This is a genomic window from Halococcus sp. PRR34, assembly GCF_028617175.1.
GTDB lineage: Archaea > Halobacteriota > Halobacteria > Halobacteriales > Halococcaceae > Halococcus > Halococcus salifodinae.
On the sequence record NZ_JAQJDA010000005.1, the window covers coordinates 159238 to 176205 of the forward strand.

Annotated in this window: 15 protein-coding genes; 5 read left to right on the forward strand and 10 right to left on the reverse strand. The window is 65.7% G+C overall.

Annotation, left to right across the window (positions count from 1 at the left end; translation table 11 throughout):
- The first annotated feature begins 251 nt into the window (after positions 1–251).
- The gene (locus PHA81_RS08645) at positions 252–1595 is read left to right on the forward strand and encodes an erythromycin esterase family protein (protein WP_273836457.1); all 1344 of its coding nucleotides are present in this window, start codon (positions 252–254) and stop codon (positions 1593–1595) included.
- Positions 1596–1787: 192 nt separating this feature from the next.
- Positions 1788–2543, forward strand: a complete 756-nt coding sequence (locus PHA81_RS08650) for a PHP-associated domain-containing protein (protein WP_273836459.1) — start codon at positions 1788–1790, stop codon at positions 2541–2543.
- A gap of 43 nt (positions 2544–2586) precedes the next feature.
- Here PHA81_RS08650 and PHA81_RS08655 read toward each other — a convergent pair whose 3' ends face one another.
- The 3 genes from PHA81_RS08655 to PHA81_RS08665 all read right to left on the reverse strand — a co-directional run bounded on the left by PHA81_RS08655 (position 2587) and on the right by PHA81_RS08665 (position 4949).
- Positions 2587–3747, reverse strand: coding sequence for a copper-binding protein (locus tag PHA81_RS08655; protein ID WP_273836460.1), 1161 nt, complete (start codon positions 3745–3747; stop codon positions 2587–2589).
- A gap of 96 nt (positions 3748–3843) precedes the next feature.
- Positions 3844–4332 carry a metal-dependent hydrolase gene (locus PHA81_RS08660; protein ID WP_005042128.1) on the reverse strand — a complete coding sequence of 163 codons (489 nt, stop codon included), beginning with the start codon at positions 4330–4332 and terminating at the stop codon, positions 3844–3846.
- 74 nt (positions 4333–4406) lie between these two features.
- Entirely contained in the window at positions 4407–4949 is a 543-nt protein-coding gene (locus PHA81_RS08665; protein ID WP_273836463.1) for a CinA family protein, read from the reverse strand.
- Positions 4950–5355: 406 nt separating this feature from the next.
- Between PHA81_RS08665 and PHA81_RS08670 the strand changes: the two genes are divergently transcribed.
- Positions 5356–6456, forward strand: coding sequence for a pyridoxal phosphate-dependent aminotransferase (locus tag PHA81_RS08670; protein ID WP_273836538.1), 1101 nt, complete (start codon positions 5356–5358; stop codon positions 6454–6456).
- A gap of 314 nt (positions 6457–6770) precedes the next feature.
- Here the strand turns inward: PHA81_RS08670 and PHA81_RS08675 are convergent, their stop codons facing one another.
- From PHA81_RS08675 to PHA81_RS08685, 3 genes are all read right to left on the reverse strand, one after another.
- The gene (locus PHA81_RS08675; protein WP_273836465.1) at positions 6771–7595 is read right to left on the reverse strand and encodes an SDR family oxidoreductase; all 825 of its coding nucleotides are present in this window, start codon (positions 7593–7595) and stop codon (positions 6771–6773) included.
- 81 nt (positions 7596–7676) lie between these two features.
- Positions 7677–8495, reverse strand: a complete 819-nt coding sequence (locus PHA81_RS08680; RefSeq protein WP_273836468.1) for an endonuclease V — start codon at positions 8493–8495, stop codon at positions 7677–7679.
- Position 8496: 1 nt separating this feature from the next.
- Positions 8497–9408: a rhomboid family intramembrane serine protease gene (locus PHA81_RS08685; protein ID WP_273836470.1), complete on the reverse strand. Its 912-nt coding sequence runs from the start codon at positions 9406–9408 to the stop codon at positions 8497–8499.
- A gap of 143 nt (positions 9409–9551) precedes the next feature.
- On the opposite strand from PHA81_RS08685, the gene PHA81_RS08690 reads away from it, so the two are divergent.
- Entirely contained in the window at positions 9552–9983 is a 432-nt protein-coding gene (locus tag PHA81_RS08690; RefSeq protein ID WP_273836471.1) for a DUF5788 family protein, read from the forward strand.
- Between the two features lie 60 nt (positions 9984–10043).
- Here the strand turns inward: PHA81_RS08690 and PHA81_RS08695 are convergent, their stop codons facing one another.
- On the reverse strand, positions 10044–13109 hold the full coding sequence (locus tag PHA81_RS08695) for an FAD-binding and (Fe-S)-binding domain-containing protein (RefSeq protein WP_273836472.1): 3066 nt from the start codon (positions 13107–13109) through the stop codon (positions 10044–10046).
- Between the two features lie 234 nt (positions 13110–13343).
- Between PHA81_RS08695 and PHA81_RS08700 the strand changes: the two genes are divergently transcribed.
- On the forward strand, positions 13344–14435 hold the full coding sequence (locus PHA81_RS08700) for a phosphotransferase family protein (protein WP_273836473.1): 1092 nt from the start codon (positions 13344–13346) through the stop codon (positions 14433–14435).
- Positions 14436–14439: 4 nt separating this feature from the next.
- Here the strand turns inward: PHA81_RS08700 and PHA81_RS08705 are convergent, their stop codons facing one another.
- From PHA81_RS08705 to PHA81_RS08715, 3 genes are all read right to left on the reverse strand, one after another.
- On the reverse strand, positions 14440–15405 hold the full coding sequence (locus PHA81_RS08705) for an AEC family transporter (protein ID WP_273836475.1): 966 nt from the start codon (positions 15403–15405) through the stop codon (positions 14440–14442).
- Positions 15406–16276: 871 nt separating this feature from the next.
- Positions 16277–16477 carry a helix-turn-helix transcriptional regulator gene (locus PHA81_RS08710; protein WP_273836476.1) on the reverse strand — a complete coding sequence of 67 codons (201 nt, stop codon included), beginning with the start codon at positions 16475–16477 and terminating at the stop codon, positions 16277–16279.
- Complete coding sequence (locus PHA81_RS08715; protein WP_273836477.1) at positions 16461–16922, reverse strand: GAF domain-containing protein; 462 nt, start codon at positions 16920–16922, stop codon at positions 16461–16463. Before PHA81_RS08715 ends, PHA81_RS08710 begins: the two co-directional genes overlap by 17 nt.
- Positions 16923–16968: the final 46 nt, after the last annotated feature.

Genomic DNA, 16968 nt, shown 5'->3' on the forward strand with positions numbered 1-16968 from the left:
GCCGTGTCGATGAATACGGACCGTCGTCTTCCCTGTCCGCACCGCCGACGGGTTTTTACTCTTCGCTGCATGATGCGTAAATCGCATGATTTTCCGGTTCGTCTGAACGGGTCCGTCCCGCGCTGTCGTTCGTTCCGATCGTCACAGCGCCGTCGACGCCGGGCCGAGCCCGCTTTCTACGCCGACTAGCGGTCAGCGACCGCAACGGGCGTGGCACGTCTCGCAGCCAATCACAGACCCTTCCACGACACATGACGAACGACACAACTACCGACGAACCGGACGAATCGACCGACGACCGACGGAACGAACTGGCCGCCGTCGCGGACCGACTCGCCGACCGAGCGACGACGATCGAAACCACCGATCCCACGGCCGATCTCACGGATCTAGAACCGATCGGTGACGCGCTCGCCGGCGCACGTATCGTTGGGCTCGGCGAAGCCACCCACGGAACGCGGGAGTTCTTTCGACTGAAACACCGGCTCGTCCGCGGCCTCGTCGAGCGGCAGGGTCTCCGGCTGTTCGCCATCGAGGCGAACCTGCCCGAGACGCTCGCGATGAACGACTACGTACTCCACGGCGAGGGTACACCGGAGGAAGCACTCGACGGGATGTACTTCTGGACGTGGAACACCGAATCGGTCGTCGCGCTCGCCAAGTGGCTCCGCGGGTTCAACGAGGGACGACCGCTCGACGATCGGGTGCGCTTCCACGGTATCGACGCACAGTACACCTCGGGCGCGGTCGGACGACTTGACGCGTTCCTCGCCACGGCCGACCCCGATCTGTGCGCCGCGGTAGACGCGGATCTCGCCGCGGCAGATGACAAGGGTGAGACCACCGAGGAGCACATGAGCGCCCACGGTCCAGACGCCACGGACCGACTGATAGAACGGCTCACGACTGCCTTCGATGAGCGGGCCCCGGCGTACGCCGCCGCGACGAGCGAGCGGACGACCGCCCTCGCCCGCCGGTGTCTCGATACCATCGAGCAAGCGCGGGCCCGACGGGTCGCCTACGAGAGCGAGAGTCAGGAGGCCGCAATGCGGGTCCGCGAAGCGGCGATGGCGGATAACGTCGACTGGCTCCTCGACCGCGAATCCTCCGACCGGCTGGCGCTGTGGGCCCACGACAGTCATCTCTGCCGGACGGAAAACCACGCCAAGCGGTTCGGTGCGGTGGCGTCGCTCGGGAACCGTCTCGCCGATCGGTACGGCGAGGACTACTACCCGCTCGGGTTCGACTTCCTCGGCGGCGAGTTTCGCGCTATCGGTGTTCGACTGACCGAGGACAGCGAGCGTGCCACGTGGTCACTTGACGAGCCGCCGGCCGATTCGGTGACACGTGCGTTCGCTGCGATCGGCGCGGAGCTGGCGTTTCTCGATTTCGGCACGCTCGACGCCCAGGAACGGGCGTGGTTCGACGAGCCGCATGCCAAGCGTGAACTCGGGGCCGTCTACTACGGTTCTGACGGGCCGGCCGACGACGCGGCGGACGGTCAGGCGACACACAACGAGTGGCGATCGCTCACCGAGGCGTTCGACGGACTCGTGTTTGTCCGCGAGACGACGGCGACACGGCCGCCGGAGTAAGGCCAATCGTCGCGTCACGACCTCGGTGTGGCCCGACCAGCAAGTGGAGAGCTATCGGTCGGACGCCATCGTCATCGCGTCGTCGCGGGACGGCCCACCTGATGCAATCGAACGGGCACGATTCGATGGAGTCACGACCACAGGTCGAACGAGTTAACCGCCGTCTGCGAGAACCGGAACTGTAGGTCAGCCGTGAGCGAGTCCCGCATCGACGTCCACGTCAAAGTCCTCGATCAGCGAGTGGTCCGCCGGGCCAAACGCTACGGTCTCGACGTCGTGGTGTACGCGCCGCATTTCACCCGCCTGCCCGAGATTCGGGCCAGAGCCCGCGCGTTTTCCGACGACGATCTGCTGGTGGTGCCGGGTCGGGAACTGTTCACCGGGTCGTGGCGGGATCGCCAGCACGTGCTCGCGATCGGCCTTGCCGATCCAGTACCCGACTTCCTCACGCTCGATGGAACGATGGCCGAACTCCGCCGCCAGAACGCGGCGGTGTTGGTCCCCCATCCCGAGTTCCTGAACGTGGGCCTCGACGCGGCCGCCATCGATCGCCACCGCGCGACCATCGATGCCGTCGAGATCGACAACGCAAAATACTGGCCGCATCACGCCCGGCGGGCGCGCGAGATCGCCGATCGGTTCGCACTCCCCGCCTTCGGCTCGTCGTACGCCCACCGTCGCGGGACCGTCGGCGAGATCTGGACCGCGTTCGACGAGTCGATCGAGACCGAGGCCGACCTCGTGGCGGCGTTTACCGAAGACGCGCCACGCCGAGTTCAGCAACGTCGTGGCGCGATCCATTGCATCCGGCGGGCAGCGGAGTTCGCCCATCTCGGCTACGAGAACTCGTGGGGGAAGTTCGATCGGCTCGTCCTCCCCGGCCGAACGGCGACCCATCCGCAGCGCGAGCACTACGAAGGTCGGTTCGACGAGCTGTCCGTTTACTGATCGTCGGGATCCGAGAGCGGAGTGGGCGGCAAAACAATACGATCTAGCGGCGGCGAAGCGCGAGGACGGCGGCTCCGAGGACGGCGGCGATGGCGGCGCTCGTCCCGAATCCGGGGCCGAACGCGCCACTGTTGTCCCCGGATTCGTTGGTGGTCCCGTTCGTTGCGGTCGTCCCACCCGATTCGTCATTCCCACCCGTCGTCGTGGTCGGTGTGGCGATCGTCGTCTCCGTTGCTGTTGGCGTCGGCGTCGCGGTCGCCGTCGGCGTTGGTGTTGGGGTCGGGGTCTCAGTCTTGCCCAGCGGCGCGAGGACCGACGCGTTCTCCGGGGATGGGACGGTCGCCACGACGCGGTTGCTGGTGAGGTTGACGTAGTTCACGCCGGGAACCTGCTGCCAGGTGCCGTCGTAGTTCCATAGTCGGATCGATCGCTCGGTGATGTTCGCACTGGTAACGGTCTCGTCGGTGTAGGGGACGGTGAGTTCGAGCGAGGCGTTCGGCGCGGTGGCGACCGCACCGAGGAACTGGCCGACGTTCGTTCGGTTTTCGGTGCCGAGCGGCGGGTTGGAGACGCCCGTGAACGCGACGTCGCTCGCGGTGAACGAAACCGTCGCCGAGCGGGTCGTGAGGTTCGTCGCTTGGGTGTTCGTGGCGTTGCCTGCGGTGTAGAGGCTCCATCGGCTGTTGTTGACCGCGGTGACGCTTTCGAGCCGTGTGTCGTCCGATCCCACGAGTTGGACCCCGTTGCGGGCGTTCGCGCTCGCGTTGACGTCCTGAATGACTCCGCCGTTCACGTCGCGGTAGGCGACCCCGGACGTCCAGTCGGTCGTCGTCACGTTTCGGACGGTGACGTTCGCGGTCGTCGTGAGCGAGTTGTTGACTCGGACACCGACGCTTGCCGTCCCGTTCGTTCCGTTAGTGGCGTTCGAGGCCGCGTTCGGCCCGGCATCGATCGTGTGACCGCCGCCGTCGAAGACGACGTCGCTCGACAGGATCTGGATGCAGGTGTCGGCGGAGCTGTTCGTGACGTTTTCGGTGAGAACGTAGCTGCCGTCGTCGGCGATCGTCCGACAGGAATCGATCGGGATCGGGCCGCCCCCGGACTGGGCGCTCGCGGTGCCGACGGGTGCGACGCCGACGACACCCGCGACCGACGCCACGAGGACGAGGCAGGCGACGACCACAGCGTGTTTCGATGAACCCATCACTCGTGGGGACGACTGGCGCGTAGCCCATACCAGTTCTGTTCTGTGCTGGACGATCGCGGGTCGGTGCGCCGTCGAGACACTGGCGAGCAGGCGTCAGAACACGCCCGCCGCGCGCAGGCCGTCGGTGAAAAGCTGTTGGGGAGCGTCGGCCGCGAGCACCGCGGCGACGGCGATCTCGACGCCGGTGATGAGGAGGACCACCACGGTTGCGTACCGGCTGCTGACTCGGACGCCGACCGGGAGATCGAACTCGGTGCTGTCGAGCGGGTACAGCAGCGCGAGTCCCCGCTTCGTCCCGAGCAGATCGAGCACGTAGTGGGTCGCCACGCCGATCCACACCAGTTCGAGGTTGTCGAAGTAGAGCGGGTACGCGACGAACAGCCCGAGCGTCGCGAGGTTGTGGAACGTCTTCCGATGGCTCCCGAACGCGGTGTCGATATCGGGGACCAGCGCCCCGAGCACCACCGGGACCGCGAACCCAACGACTGCGCGCGCGGTGGCGGCGTCGCCCGCAGGATGGGCGAGGTATGCGAGTCCGACGCTCAACACGAGCGCGTTCAGGACGTGGCCCTTCTTGTTCATCGTCCGGATGCCTCCTGACTCATCGTGACCGACAACTCATCCCGTTCATCGAATACCCCGACGCCCGGCAGCGGTTAAGCCGTGTCGTTCGAGTTCGGGTTCCGGCGCTCGTCGAGCTGTTCGAGCACCGCCGCGAGCGCGCGCTCGGCGATTTTTCGCTTGACCTCGCGGCGCGACCCCTCGAAAACATGGTGTTCGGTCGCCGCAGCCGAGTCGCCAGTTCCCCATCCGCCGGCGTAGGCGACGCCGACATGAACTGTGCCGACGGGTTTCTCGTCGGTGCCGCCGTCGGGCCCCGCGATGCCGGTCGTGGCGACGCCCCACGTCGTGTCGGCGGTGTCGCGCGCGCCGCGTGCCATCGCGCGGGCGACCGGCGCGCTGACCGCGCCGTGGGCATCCAAATCTTCGCGCGGAACGGCGAGCAGCGCGCGCTTGGCCCGCGAGGAGTAGGTCACGAGCGAGCGATCGAAGTAGTCGCTCGATCCCGGGACGTCGGTGAGCAGCGAGCCGACCAGTCCCCCAGTACACGACTCTGCGACCGCGATCGTCGCGTCGGTCTCCCGGAGTGCGTCGCCGAGGCGCTCTTCGATCGGTGGTTCGTTCGGGTCCTGGGCCATGTGCGATCAGTCGTTCCTCTCGGACAAGAAGTCGGGGGGTTGGGTGCCTTGGAGGAACGGTGGCGCGCGGCTGCGCCGAGCGGGACGGCTTGCCGTCCCGCTGGCCGTGCGAACGGGCCATGCGCGGCGCTACGCGCCGCGAATTCGAGGCGGCTTCGCCGCCTCGCGCCGCCCGTGAGCAGACGCCGCTTGTCGGCGCGCAACTCTCGTGCGAGGGATGACTGAGTGAGTGAACGAGCGAAGGAATCGGTTGGGGAGGCGTGTGGCCTGCGGTTCTCATTTGTGACGGGATTCGTCTGGCATGCGAGGCGACAGTAGCGTTGGAGACTGCGAGTGGTCCCTGAACACCTTGAGTGACAGAGCATCGAGGCGAAAGACCGAGTACGGGCCGGGCCAGTACACGAGTATGAACTACGAGACGCCGCAGTTCTTCCGGGTGATGCAGTACGCGGCGGCCGCCGACCGCGACGTGATCGACATGGTGAGCGGCAACCCCGACTGGGAGGCCCCCGCCGGGATCGCCGAGGGACTCCACGAGTACGCCGATCTCGGTGGGGCGGACTACCAGTACCCGCCGAGCGAGGGACTGGCCGAACTCCGAAAGGAAATCGCCGCCAGGCGAAACGTCGAACCCGAGTCGGTGATCGTCACGAACGGTGCGGGCGAGGCGAACCACCTCGCGCTGGCGGCGGCGCTCGATCGCGATGCGGGCTCGGAAGTACTCCTCACCGATCCGGTCTACCCTTACTATCCCGGCAAGACGAGGCTCCTCGGCGGCGTTCCGCGATCCGTGCCGGTCGACAACGATGGCCGGCTCGATCCAGCGGCCGTCCGCGAGCGCGCCAACTCGGACACCGCCGCGATCGTCGTCAACACGCCAAACAACCCGACGGGGGCGGTCTACCCCGAAGAAACGATGACCGAACTCGTCGCGATCGCCGAGGACTGTGGCGCGGTGCTCGTGAGCGACGAGGTGTACGACCACTTCGATTTCTCGGGCGACTTTTCGAGCGCGCTCGGCGTTGATTCGGCGCATCGCGTCGTGACCAACTCCTTCTCGAAATCGATGGCGATCACGGGGTTTCGGGTCGGATACGGAATCTTCCCGCCGGCGCTCCGGGACGCGGCGCGCACACGACACATGCTTGCGAACGTCACCGGCAGCCGTCCGGCGCAGTACGCCGTCCTCGAAGCACTGCGCTCGACCGATCGCGAGTACTACGCCGCGAACCGCGATCGGCTCGAAAAGCGCGTCGCGACGTTCACCGACGCGCTCGACGATTCGGGAGCGGAGTACACTACTCCAGACGGTGCGTTCTACGTGATGGCGCGCTTTGCGGGGTTCCCGGGCACGATGGCGAACGCCGAGCGGCTGATCGACGAAGCCGGCGTCGCCGGGATGCCCGGTGAGACGTTCGGTGAAACTCGTGAGGATTGGTTCCGGTTCGCACTCGTCACGCCCGATGTTACGAACGCGGCTCGACGGCTGGCCGAATTCTTCGAGTGACTGTGCCGATCGAATTTCGAGGTGCTGTGGCGCGCGGCTGCGCGCCCGCGAGCAGCGGGCGCGCAACTCCCGTGTGAGGTCTGTGCGAGCGGTGCGAGGTGCGACCATAGGGAGCACCTCGATGCGAATAGCGCGAGACCTTCGGTCTCGCGAACCGTTCGAGCGGGCCTTCGGCCCGCGAGAAGACGGCGAACGAAGTGAGCCGTGAGCGGAGCGAGTGCAGGCTCGTCAGAGCGAAGCTCTGACGGTGGATGAGTGAGTGACGTGAGCGAAGCGAGCGGAACGAACGAACCCGAGAAGATGACGGTCGCTGTCTACACCACGCGACGGACGAGACTGTAGAGCTGGTTTCGGACGCCGGCGGGGAGGAAGCGGGCGTACTCGGCGAGGCTCGCGAGCGGTCCGACGGGATAGCGCGCGGGCGGGTTCGGTGAGACTGCCGCATCGACGACGGCCTCGGCGACCTCGGCGGGCGAGACGGTTCCCACACCGCCCTCGACGACGGTGCGCGAATCGTCGAGGAGATCGTAGAACGTCTCGTACGCGCCCGAGCGTTCGAGGCCGGCGAGTTCGTCTGCGGCGCGGTCCTCGAAGTCGGTGTTCACCGGTCCCGGCGCGACGACCGCGACGTCGATCCCATAATCCGCGATCTCCGTGCGGAGCGCGTCAGTCATGGCTTCGAGCGCGAACTTCGAGCCCGCGTAGACGCCCTTGGCGGGCGTAGCGAACCGGCCGGCGGTGCTAGAGACGTTCACGATGGTTCCTGTCCCCCGATCGCGCATATGTGGGAGGACGGCGCGCGTCAGTCGGTGCGGGCCGTAGACGTTGGCGTCGAACTGGTCGCGGACGAGGCCGATCGGCACGTCCTCGATCGGGCCGAACTGGCCGTAGCCAGCGTTGTTCACGAGGCAGTCGATTCGACCGGTGTCGTCGACGATGCGATCGATCACGGCCGTCACCGCCTCGTCGTCGGTGATGTCGAGCGCTGCGGTCTCACAGCCGGTGTCGTCGAGCGCCGACAGATCGTCCTCGTCGCGGGCGGTCGCGTACACCGTCCACTCCTCGTCGCGGAAGGCCTCGGCGGTCGCGCGACCGATGCCCGACGAACAGCCGGTGATCAGCACGGTCTTCGTGGTCATATCATCGCACTCTCGGGCCGGGTAGTTAACTTCCGCCGTTCGTCGTCGCGATCGTGCGTCACAGCCACGGTGTCGGAACCCTCAGCCACTGTGATCGCGCTTCACCTCGTCGGCATAGCTGTCGGCGAGTCGCGTCGGTTCGGGAAGCTTGTACCCATCACAGAGCCGTTCGACGAGATCGGCGGCCGTGTCGCCGCCGACACGGTGGCCCGCACTCACATACACCGGGTTGATGTGTCGATTTCCGGAGTCGTACTGGCGAGTCTGGAGCGCGTAGCCGATGACGGTATCGACGTCGTCCGCTGTCTCGACACTGTCGTCGGCCGCGATGGCGACGCGCGTTCCCTCGGGAAGGTCGTCGAGCGATCCCTGGGGCGCGCCACAGAGCAGTCCCTTGGCGACGCCGACAGCCGGCAGATCGAGCGTGACGCCCATGTGAGTCGCGAGACCGGCCTCGCGGTAGTGAATCCGACCGCTGCCGTCGAACACCGCGAGATCCGGCTCGACGTCGAGGTTCTCGAACGCCGCGAGGATCGCACCGGCTTCTCGGAAGGAAAGCAAACCGGGAACGTAGGGGAATTCGAGATCGACGACGGCGTGGGCGCGTTCGATCACCTCACCGCCGCGGAGGGCGACGATCGCTCCGACCGCCCGATCGTCGAGGAAGGCCTGATCGACACCGACGACGGTCGGTGGGTCGTCGTGCGACGGGCCTGCGGCCGTTCGATCGTCGGCGATCGAATCGAGGGTATGCGTGGCGGCGGTCGTCGATACCGCTGCCGAATCGAATCCGAAATCGTCGGCGAAGGCCGCGGCCGCGGCGATCTCCCGCTGGAGGGCTTCCATCGCCTCGCGTGAGGCCGACGGATCGGGAACGAACGCGGGGCGGACGGGTTTCATTTCAGAACGGGCCGCGCCCGCGGCCACCCATCCCGCCACCGCCGCGACCGCCGCCGAACTGGAGGCGGTTCCGTGCGTTCACCCGGCCCTTGACGTGCTGGCCGTAGGCGAGTCCGATGACGAGGCCGGCGAGGTGGGCGATATTGGCGACGCCGGGGAGGATCGGGACGCCGAGGGCTCCCGAAACCGAGACCGCGGCGTACCCCACGGTGAGCAGCCAGATCGGGACGGGGATGAAGAAGTAGAGATAGACCCGGAGATCGGGGTTCAGGACCGTGAGCACACCGAGGATGGCGAGGGCCGCGCCGCTCGCACCGAGCGCACCCGTGGGATCGTTCTGTACGATCCCGACCCCCATCTGAGCGAGGCCAGCGAGCACGCCGCTCCCGAGAAAGAGGAGGGCGAAATCCCGCGACCCGACGTACTCCTCGACCAGTTGGCCGAAGAAGTAGATCACGATGGCGTTGACGAGGAGGTGCCAGAGGCCGCCGTGGGCGAAGATCGACGTGAACCACGTCCAGACATATAGGGGGTGCTCCGGCGAAATCACGAACAATGCACTCCAGAGGTCTGGCCCGACATCGAACACCGGTGCAACGATGTACTGCAGGCCGAACGTGATGAACATCAGCCCGAGGAACACGAAGGTCATGTTCCCACGGAAGAACCCGAGCGGCCCGCCGACACCGGTATCGAGGACCCCGGAGAGCCGCCCCGACGACGACCGGCCGCCGCGGTTGTCGGCGCTATCGTCGAAGCCGCTGTCGAAGATACCCGAGGGATCGTCCCAGTCGTCGAGCCCAGGGCAGCCGTGGTTCTCGGGGAGGCGGTGCTCGCCGCAGTAGGTGCCGCCGCAGTGCTGGCAGTGATACGGCATGTTCTCGCTCCGACCACACTGGTCGCACGTCGCCATTTACCGTGGGTTAGTGACGCCGGCTAAAATCGGTTGGGTTCCGGAGGACGAGCGGGACTGCCGAACGGTCGTGTAGCGCCCGGACGACCGAAACGACGGAGCGCGCCCGACGAAGTGAAACCTCGGTGGCTCCGAAAGCCTCCATGCAACCATACGAGCGAAAACAGCTCCTCGCGCGGGTCGAGCGCGAGGGCGCGACCGTGGGAGCGTCGATTCCCGAGACGATCGACGTTCAGGGCGATCGGCTCGCGCTCCGGGAGTTCGTTTTCGAAACGCGATCACGCGAGTCGGTGCCGGCAAGCGATCGCGACCGGGTCGAGCAGGCGAAAAAGAACCTCCGACGCGAACGCCTCCAGCGCAAGCAGCTCCTCGAAGACGCCGACATCCCGCACGAAGAGGGCGAGCGGCTGGTCGAGAGCATCGTCGGCATCGACCGCGCGCTGAACGCGCTCGGTGATCTCGGAACCTCTGACATCGAGCGCGAGGCCGACGCGAACGAGGCCGCCGATCGGAAACGTTGGATGTCGTTCCTGAAACAAGCGCTCGGGAACGAGGACTCAAACGCTCGGCGGTGAGTCTCGGAGTCACGACCGCTGACTCTCCCCACCGGCGTGATCGAACGTTTCGGGGTGTCGTCAGCGATCGAGCGCCACCGCGGCCGCCTCGATCGGGTGGCGTGGCCGCGATTCGTCGGCCTGGTCGCCGAGCTGGGTGCGACAGGAGGTGCCGGGTGCGACCACTCGATCGCCGTCGCTCGCATCGACCTGATCGAAGAGGATGTTCCCGATCGCCTGTGAGAGATCGTAGTGTTCGGCCTCGTAGCCAAACGAGCCGGCCATCCCACAGCAGCCCGAATCGAGCGGATCGACGTCGTAGCCCGCCCGCCGCAGGACGCCGACCGCGTGGTGGTCCTTCGCGAGCGCCTTCTGGTTGCAGTGGCCGTGGTACGTGAGCGACGTGTCGGGCGCGGTGAAATCGATCCGATCGTCGAGTCGGAATCGGTCGAGGTGTTCGAGCACGCCGTAGGCACTCTCGGAAACCCGCGTCGTCGCCTCGCTGTCGGGGAGCAGATCGAGATACTCGTCCTGAAACATCACTGCGTCGGAGGGTTCGACGAACGCGACCACCCAGCCGTCCCGGACGAGCGGATCGAGCGCTTCGACGTTCGTCCGCGCGCGCTCGCCGGCGACGTCGAGCAACCCCTTCGAGTAGGCGGGCCGACCGCTCGGTGCGACGTCGTCGGGGATTTCGACGTGAACGCCGGCAGCCTCCAGCACCAGCACCGCCGCCTTCCCTGGCCGGGGATGGCTGTAGTTGGTGTATGTGTCGGGGAAGAGGAGGACCTTCGCCTCGGCCTCTGCGAGCGGGATCGCCGCACCGCCGCGCGCGTCGAACCAGTCTTCGAGGGATTCGCGCGTGAACTGGGGAAGTTCGCGCTCGCGGGCGATTCCCATCGTTTTCTCCATCGCAGCCCGTGCCCCCGGCAGTTTCGGGAGCCAGTTCGAGAGCGGCGCGAACCGACTCCCGAGCGCCGCGAGTCGGTCGACGTTCGCGAACAGGCGCTCGCGGCGGTCGATCCCTTCGCGCTCGTGGTACTGGTGTTTGACCTCGGTTTTGAGCTTGGCCATGTCGACGCCGGTCGGACAGTCGCTCGCACACCCCTTGCAGCCGACACAGAGATCGAGCACCTCCTCTTGGAATCGCTCGGAGTAGAGCTCTTCCTGGGGAAGCTCTCCCGAAATCGCCGCTCGGAGGAGGTTCGCCCGGCCCCTGGTGGTCTGGATCTCCTCGCGCGAAGCGCGATAGGTCGGACACATCGTCTCGCTGTCGGTCTGGCGGCAGGTCCCACAGCCGTTGCAGAGCTCGACGAGGTGTGAGAACCCCCCGCCGTCCCCACTCCCGTCGCTCCCGACCTCGTCGCTTGCGCTCTCGTCGAACGCCATCGTCGTCTGCGGTTCGAGCGACGAATACTCCGCACCGTATCGGAGGTTCTCGCGCATGTCCACGCCGACGCCGCGTCCGTCCGCCGGCGCGCTCTCGTCGTCTTCGTCCCAGTAGACGACCGTTCCGGGGTTCATCAGTCGATCCGGATCGGCGGCAAGTTTCAACTCCTGGAACGCACTCCAGAGGTCTTGGCCGTACATCTTCGGATTGAATTCGGTGCGCGCGAGGCCGTCGCCGTGTTCGCCCGAGAAGGCTCCGTCGTGCTCCATGACGAGCGAGGTGACGTCCTCGGAGATCGAGTGCATCGCCTCGATACCCTCGCCCTCTTTGAGATTCAGGATCGGCCGGATGTGGAGCGTCCCCGACCCGGCGTGGGCGAAGTACGCCGCCGAGGTGTCGTGGTCGTCGAGGATTGCCTCGAACTCGACGACGTACTCCGCGAGTTCCGCCGGCGGAACGGTGGCGTCCTCGATGAACGGGTAGGGTTTGGGATCGCCTTCCAGACTCATCAGCAGCGGGATCGCGGCCTTCCGGAGTTTCCAGAGCTTCGATTGATCCGCGGCCGAGTACGCTTCCAGCACGTCGAACGCCGCACCCTGTTCCACGAAGTGGGCGTTCGTTCCCTCGATGGCGGCCTCGAAGTCGTCGCACAGTTCGGCGTCGAACTCCAGCATCAGCGCCGCTGCCGTGCCCTCGGGAATCGGATCGACGTACTGAGAAAACTCGGTGGAGTCGCCCGCGAGCCGGAACACCTCGTCGTCCATCAGCTCGACCGCGCTCACGTCGAAGTCGAGCGCTTCGGGGACGGCGGCCATCGCGTCCACGAGGTCTGAAAAACAGTAGAGTGCAAGCGCGGTCGAGTCGGGTTTCGTGACGAGGCCGAGCGTCGCCTCGACCACGACGCCGAGGGTCCCCTCCGCGCCGACGAACAGCTTCGAGAGATTGATTACCTCCTCCCCGTCGTCGTTTTCGTACACGACCTTGTGGAGGTTGTAGCCCGACACCGACCGCTTCAGGCTCGGATAGCGCTCCGCGATCTCCTCGGCGTTTTCCTCGACGAGATCGCGAACTGTGCGATAGAGTGCTGCTTCGCGGTCGTCCTTGCCGACGAGCGCCTCCCACTCCGGACTGTCGAGCACGACCTCGCGGGTGTGGATCAGTGAGCCGTCGGCGAGCACCACCCGGAGTTCCTCGGTGTAGGCGTCAGTGATGCCGTACCGGACCGAGTGCGCGCCTGTACTGTTGTTCCCGATCCCGCCGCCGATCGTCGCACGGTTCGAGGAAGCGGGATCGGGCGCGAACTTGAGTCCCCACTCGTCGAGGTGGGCGTCGAGGTGATCCTGGACGACGCCCGGCTGGACGGTCGCGGTCCGCTCCTCGGGATCGACATCGAGGATCGAGTCCATGTGACGGCTGCAGTCGAGCACGACGCAACCGGGGCCAACGGTCTGGCCCGCGAGCGACGATCCAGCGCCGCGCGGGAGCACGGGTGTATCGTGCTCGGCGGCGATCCGCACTGCCGCCCGCACGTCCTCAACGTCGCGCGGGCGGACCACGCCCGCGGGTCGCGCCTGATAGATGCTGCCGTCGGTGGCGTAGAGCACTTGGGAGTATTCGTCGAACCCCACTTCGCCGCGCACCGCCTCGCGCAGATCGGCGGCGAGCGCACGGTGCTCGGCGACGTCGGTGTGGTCGTGGCCCAGCGTGTCGACCGATGTCGAAAAGTCGGCTGTATCGGAAGCCTCCTCGGCAGCCATGCGTATTTTTGACGGTAGATAATGTTAAACACTGGGGTAGCCTCAAGAATGACATCGGTTCGCGGGCTTCGTCGAACGCCTCGGGGACAAGCGAGTTAGCCAGCACGTTCGATCGCCTGCCTGCACGCTACCAGGGACGAAGCGAACTGCTGGATCGAACCGAACGTGGAGCCGATCGCCGATCGCGGTTCCAGCCCGCCGAGGGTTTATTCGATTCGACGTGTTTCTCCAGTCATGACAGATGCGGACATCGACACGATCGAACTCGAATCATACCTCGCAGAAGAGCTGGACACGGGCGTGATCGAAACCGCGGTGCTCCACGACGGACTCAACCTGTCCATCGCGATTTCGACCGAGGAAGCCGAGCGGGCGTACGTTCTGCGTCGACCGAACAAGCTGCGGCACACCAGCCTGTTCAACGATCTGCAAACCGAATACGGACTGCTGCAACGGCTCAACGACACCGGGATACCCACTCCATCCCCGATTCTGTTCTGCGACGACGAATCGCTCATCGGTGATCCGTTTTTCGTGACGACGTATCTCGACGGCGCGGCGATCCGACTGGGCGCTGATCTGCCCGAGCGGTTTCGCAACGACGGAGCGCGCCGTCGAGTGGCCACTCGCCTGGTCGACACGCTCGCCGACATCCACTCGCTGGACGCCGAACGGTTCGAGGGCATCTGCGAACGCCGAACGCCACAGGAACAGGTCGCTCGCACCACCGAGCGACTCGACGAAGCGACGAGCGTGACGGGGCACGACCTCCCGACGCTTCGATCCGTCGGAGACTGGCTCCAGCGAAACGCTCCATCGGCATCGGCGACGACGCTCGTTCACGGGGATTTCAGGCCGAGCAACGTGCTTTTCGCCGAGACGGACCAACCGGAGGTTTCGGGTGTTCTCGACTGGGAAACCGCCTTCCTCGGCGATCCGCTGACCGAACTCGGCTACCTGCTGCTCCGATGGCGCGACGACGGCGACCCGACGCTATCGATCGACGAGCTCGAAGCGAAGTACCCGAACGAAGACACGATAGCGGAGGTGAAAGCCGCGAACGAAAACGGGTTGAGTCCGTTTACCGCGCGGCCTGGCAGCCCCAGCCGACGGAAGTTGGTCGCTCGCTACGAGGAGCGAACGGCCCGCCCGTTCGCGAACGAGCGGTTCTACCGAGCACACGCCGCATTCGGGCTCGCAACGGTGTGGGAGGACCTCCACCGGCATCGCACGGAAGCCGGGACGGCCTCGAACGCGAAGCCGGTGTGGGTCGAGTACCTGGCGATGGTCGCCCACAGCATCGCCAGCGGGAAGTTCCAGCTGTAGGGGTTCAGAGCAGCGAACCGATCATATCGGTTTCGAGCACCGCGATCACGCCGGTGAGGACGGGGACGCTCGCGAGCGTCGTGGTCAGGACGGCGGCGCTGACGTACTCGGGGGCGGTGATGCCGCCCACGGAGCGGTCGCTTCCCATCTCGATCACGAGAATGAGCGGGGTGATCGCCGCGGGCGCGGCGCATTCGAGCACGAACACCCGTGCGACCGTCGTGTTCTCGAAACCGAGCAGGGCCGCGATCGCGAACCCGACGACCGGTGCGACCACGAGTTTGAGCGCGTTCGCGGTGCCGACGCGTGCGACCGCCGTGCCGTAGTTCGTGTTCGCGAGCTGGATACCGACGAGCAACAACATCAGCGGGATCGCCGCGTCGCCGACGAGTTTTAGCGTACTCATCGTGGTGCCGTCGGCGGGCGGGACGACCCCGAGCCAGCGCACAAGCGCCGCGAGCACGACCGCGTAGACGAGGGGAAGTTCGAACACCCGCTTGACCGAGCCGAACCCGCCGTCGCCGCCGGAACGGGAGGCGAGATAGACGCCCACGGTGTAGACCACGACGCTCTGGCCGACGAGATAGACCACGGCGGTCGCGCGGCCGACCACCCCGAACGCGAACGCCGAAAGTGGGATGCCGAAGTTGCCCGAGTTCGAAAAGGAGCTCACGAGCACGAGCGCGCTCCGGATGGGTTCGTCCTCGCCGAGCGCGCGCCCGACGATCTCCGCGGCCATCGCCATGACGAGGATGAATCCGACGACGCCCACGACGAGTTTCACGAGCGTCTCCCCACCGATGTCGGTGGTCGCGATGCTGTGAAAGACGAGCGCCGGGGCCAGCACGTAGATCGTCACGGTGTTGAGCGGGTCGACTGCGATCGAGCGCACGCGACCGAGAACGAAACCGACTGCCGCGATCGTGACGATCGGGAGAATGGCGCTCGCGAAGATCGAGAGGAGGGACATACCGCACCCACCGTCCGTCGGGTTACAAACGTTGCGAGGCGTGCCCACTTCGCGGAACGCCACGAGAGCAGTTACTCTCCGCTTCAGGTCGAAAACTCGATGGACGAATCCGTGATGTCGACGGTCAGTTCACCCGTATCTCGGCTCCAATCGTACGCGGCGCTCGGATTCTCTCCGGCTTGCACCATGATTTGATACGCGCGCGAGGAATCGTCAACCCCGATGCATCTGTAGGATTTGACTCCTCCTGTCTGCAGTTCGGTGGTTGCAGAGAACACTGGCGACGCCGTGAGATCACGCGGTTCGTGTGGTGCTTCCTCGGAGGGTCGAACGGTCGCGGTTTTCGGCAGCAGAGTGACCGTTGTCGCTACCGTTCGCTGTGCATTTGTGGTGTTCTCGATAGAAAGGACAACGGGACTTGCTTCGACAATCGCTGTCCCTGGAGTGCTGGCTGTCTTTCTGCATCCGGAACTCGTCCGCGTGATACGTGTGGCGGTTGGCTTTGCTGTCTCTGTCGAGGCCGGTGGCGAGACCGTTTCTGTAGTCTCTGCCGTGGAACGGGTAGTGGTGGATTTGCCAGAACCGTCCTCCGGAGCTGTCGTCGTGTCGTTTCCCGAACCAGACTGTGAGTCACCAGTACAACCCGCAAACAGGGACAGCGTCCCTGCAATCCCGGTAAGTAGCGAACGACGCCTCATACGTCTCGATTTGCCAAAATCAGCATACGCTTTGTGGGAGCGAGTTCTCATCGCGTGAGAAGAGCGCTCCTTCGAGTGGCTCGTACATTGATCTGGATCGCTCTCTTTCTCTCTCGCTCCCGTCCGAAAGCGGACTGCTGCTAGCCGTCACTCGCTCGCCGTTCGGTCGACGATCAGGACTGCTCGCTCTCGCTGAACAGCTCCACGAGCGCGGCCGCGTGTTCGTCGCTCGGAACCTGGTCGCCGTCCTCCCACGCCGCGACCACGGTCGTCGTGGTTTCGAGAGTGGGCGCGACTTCCATCTGATGGAGACCACGGGACTGACGGCGAGCACGGAGTTCCTGACCGAGTGGCGGGTTATTCTGCGTTGTCATGCGAGACGATCTGCTTACCGATGCTCATCAGCCCCTGACGTTCTTCGGCGGTAAACTCGTACTGTTCCGGCTTACCGACCCCAATCGTTCCTTCGAGCGTGCCATCCTCTCCGATGATCGGGGCAGCAAGCGATCCTTCCATTCCCGTCGCGCGTGCGCCGTCTTCGGCGACGCCGGAGTCGTCCGTCTGTAGATTACAGACGTCGACTGGCTCCATTCGCTCGGCCGCCAATCCAGCCATTCCTTTGCCGACCGGGATCGTCTCGATCCGAGAAAGAACGGAATCCGGAATACCGACGGAAGCGACGAGCTGTAACCCGTCTTCGTCTTTTCGATGGAGCGTGCCTGACGTACAGTCGAACTCCGCGACGACATTTTGGAGAGCGTCCCTCGTTCCCTCGTCAGGTTTCGGCGCGATGGAAGACGGTGTCTCTTCGTCGTTCATCGTCGTTGGTTCGTCGGTACCGGTGTCAGTCACTTAAACGTACCCG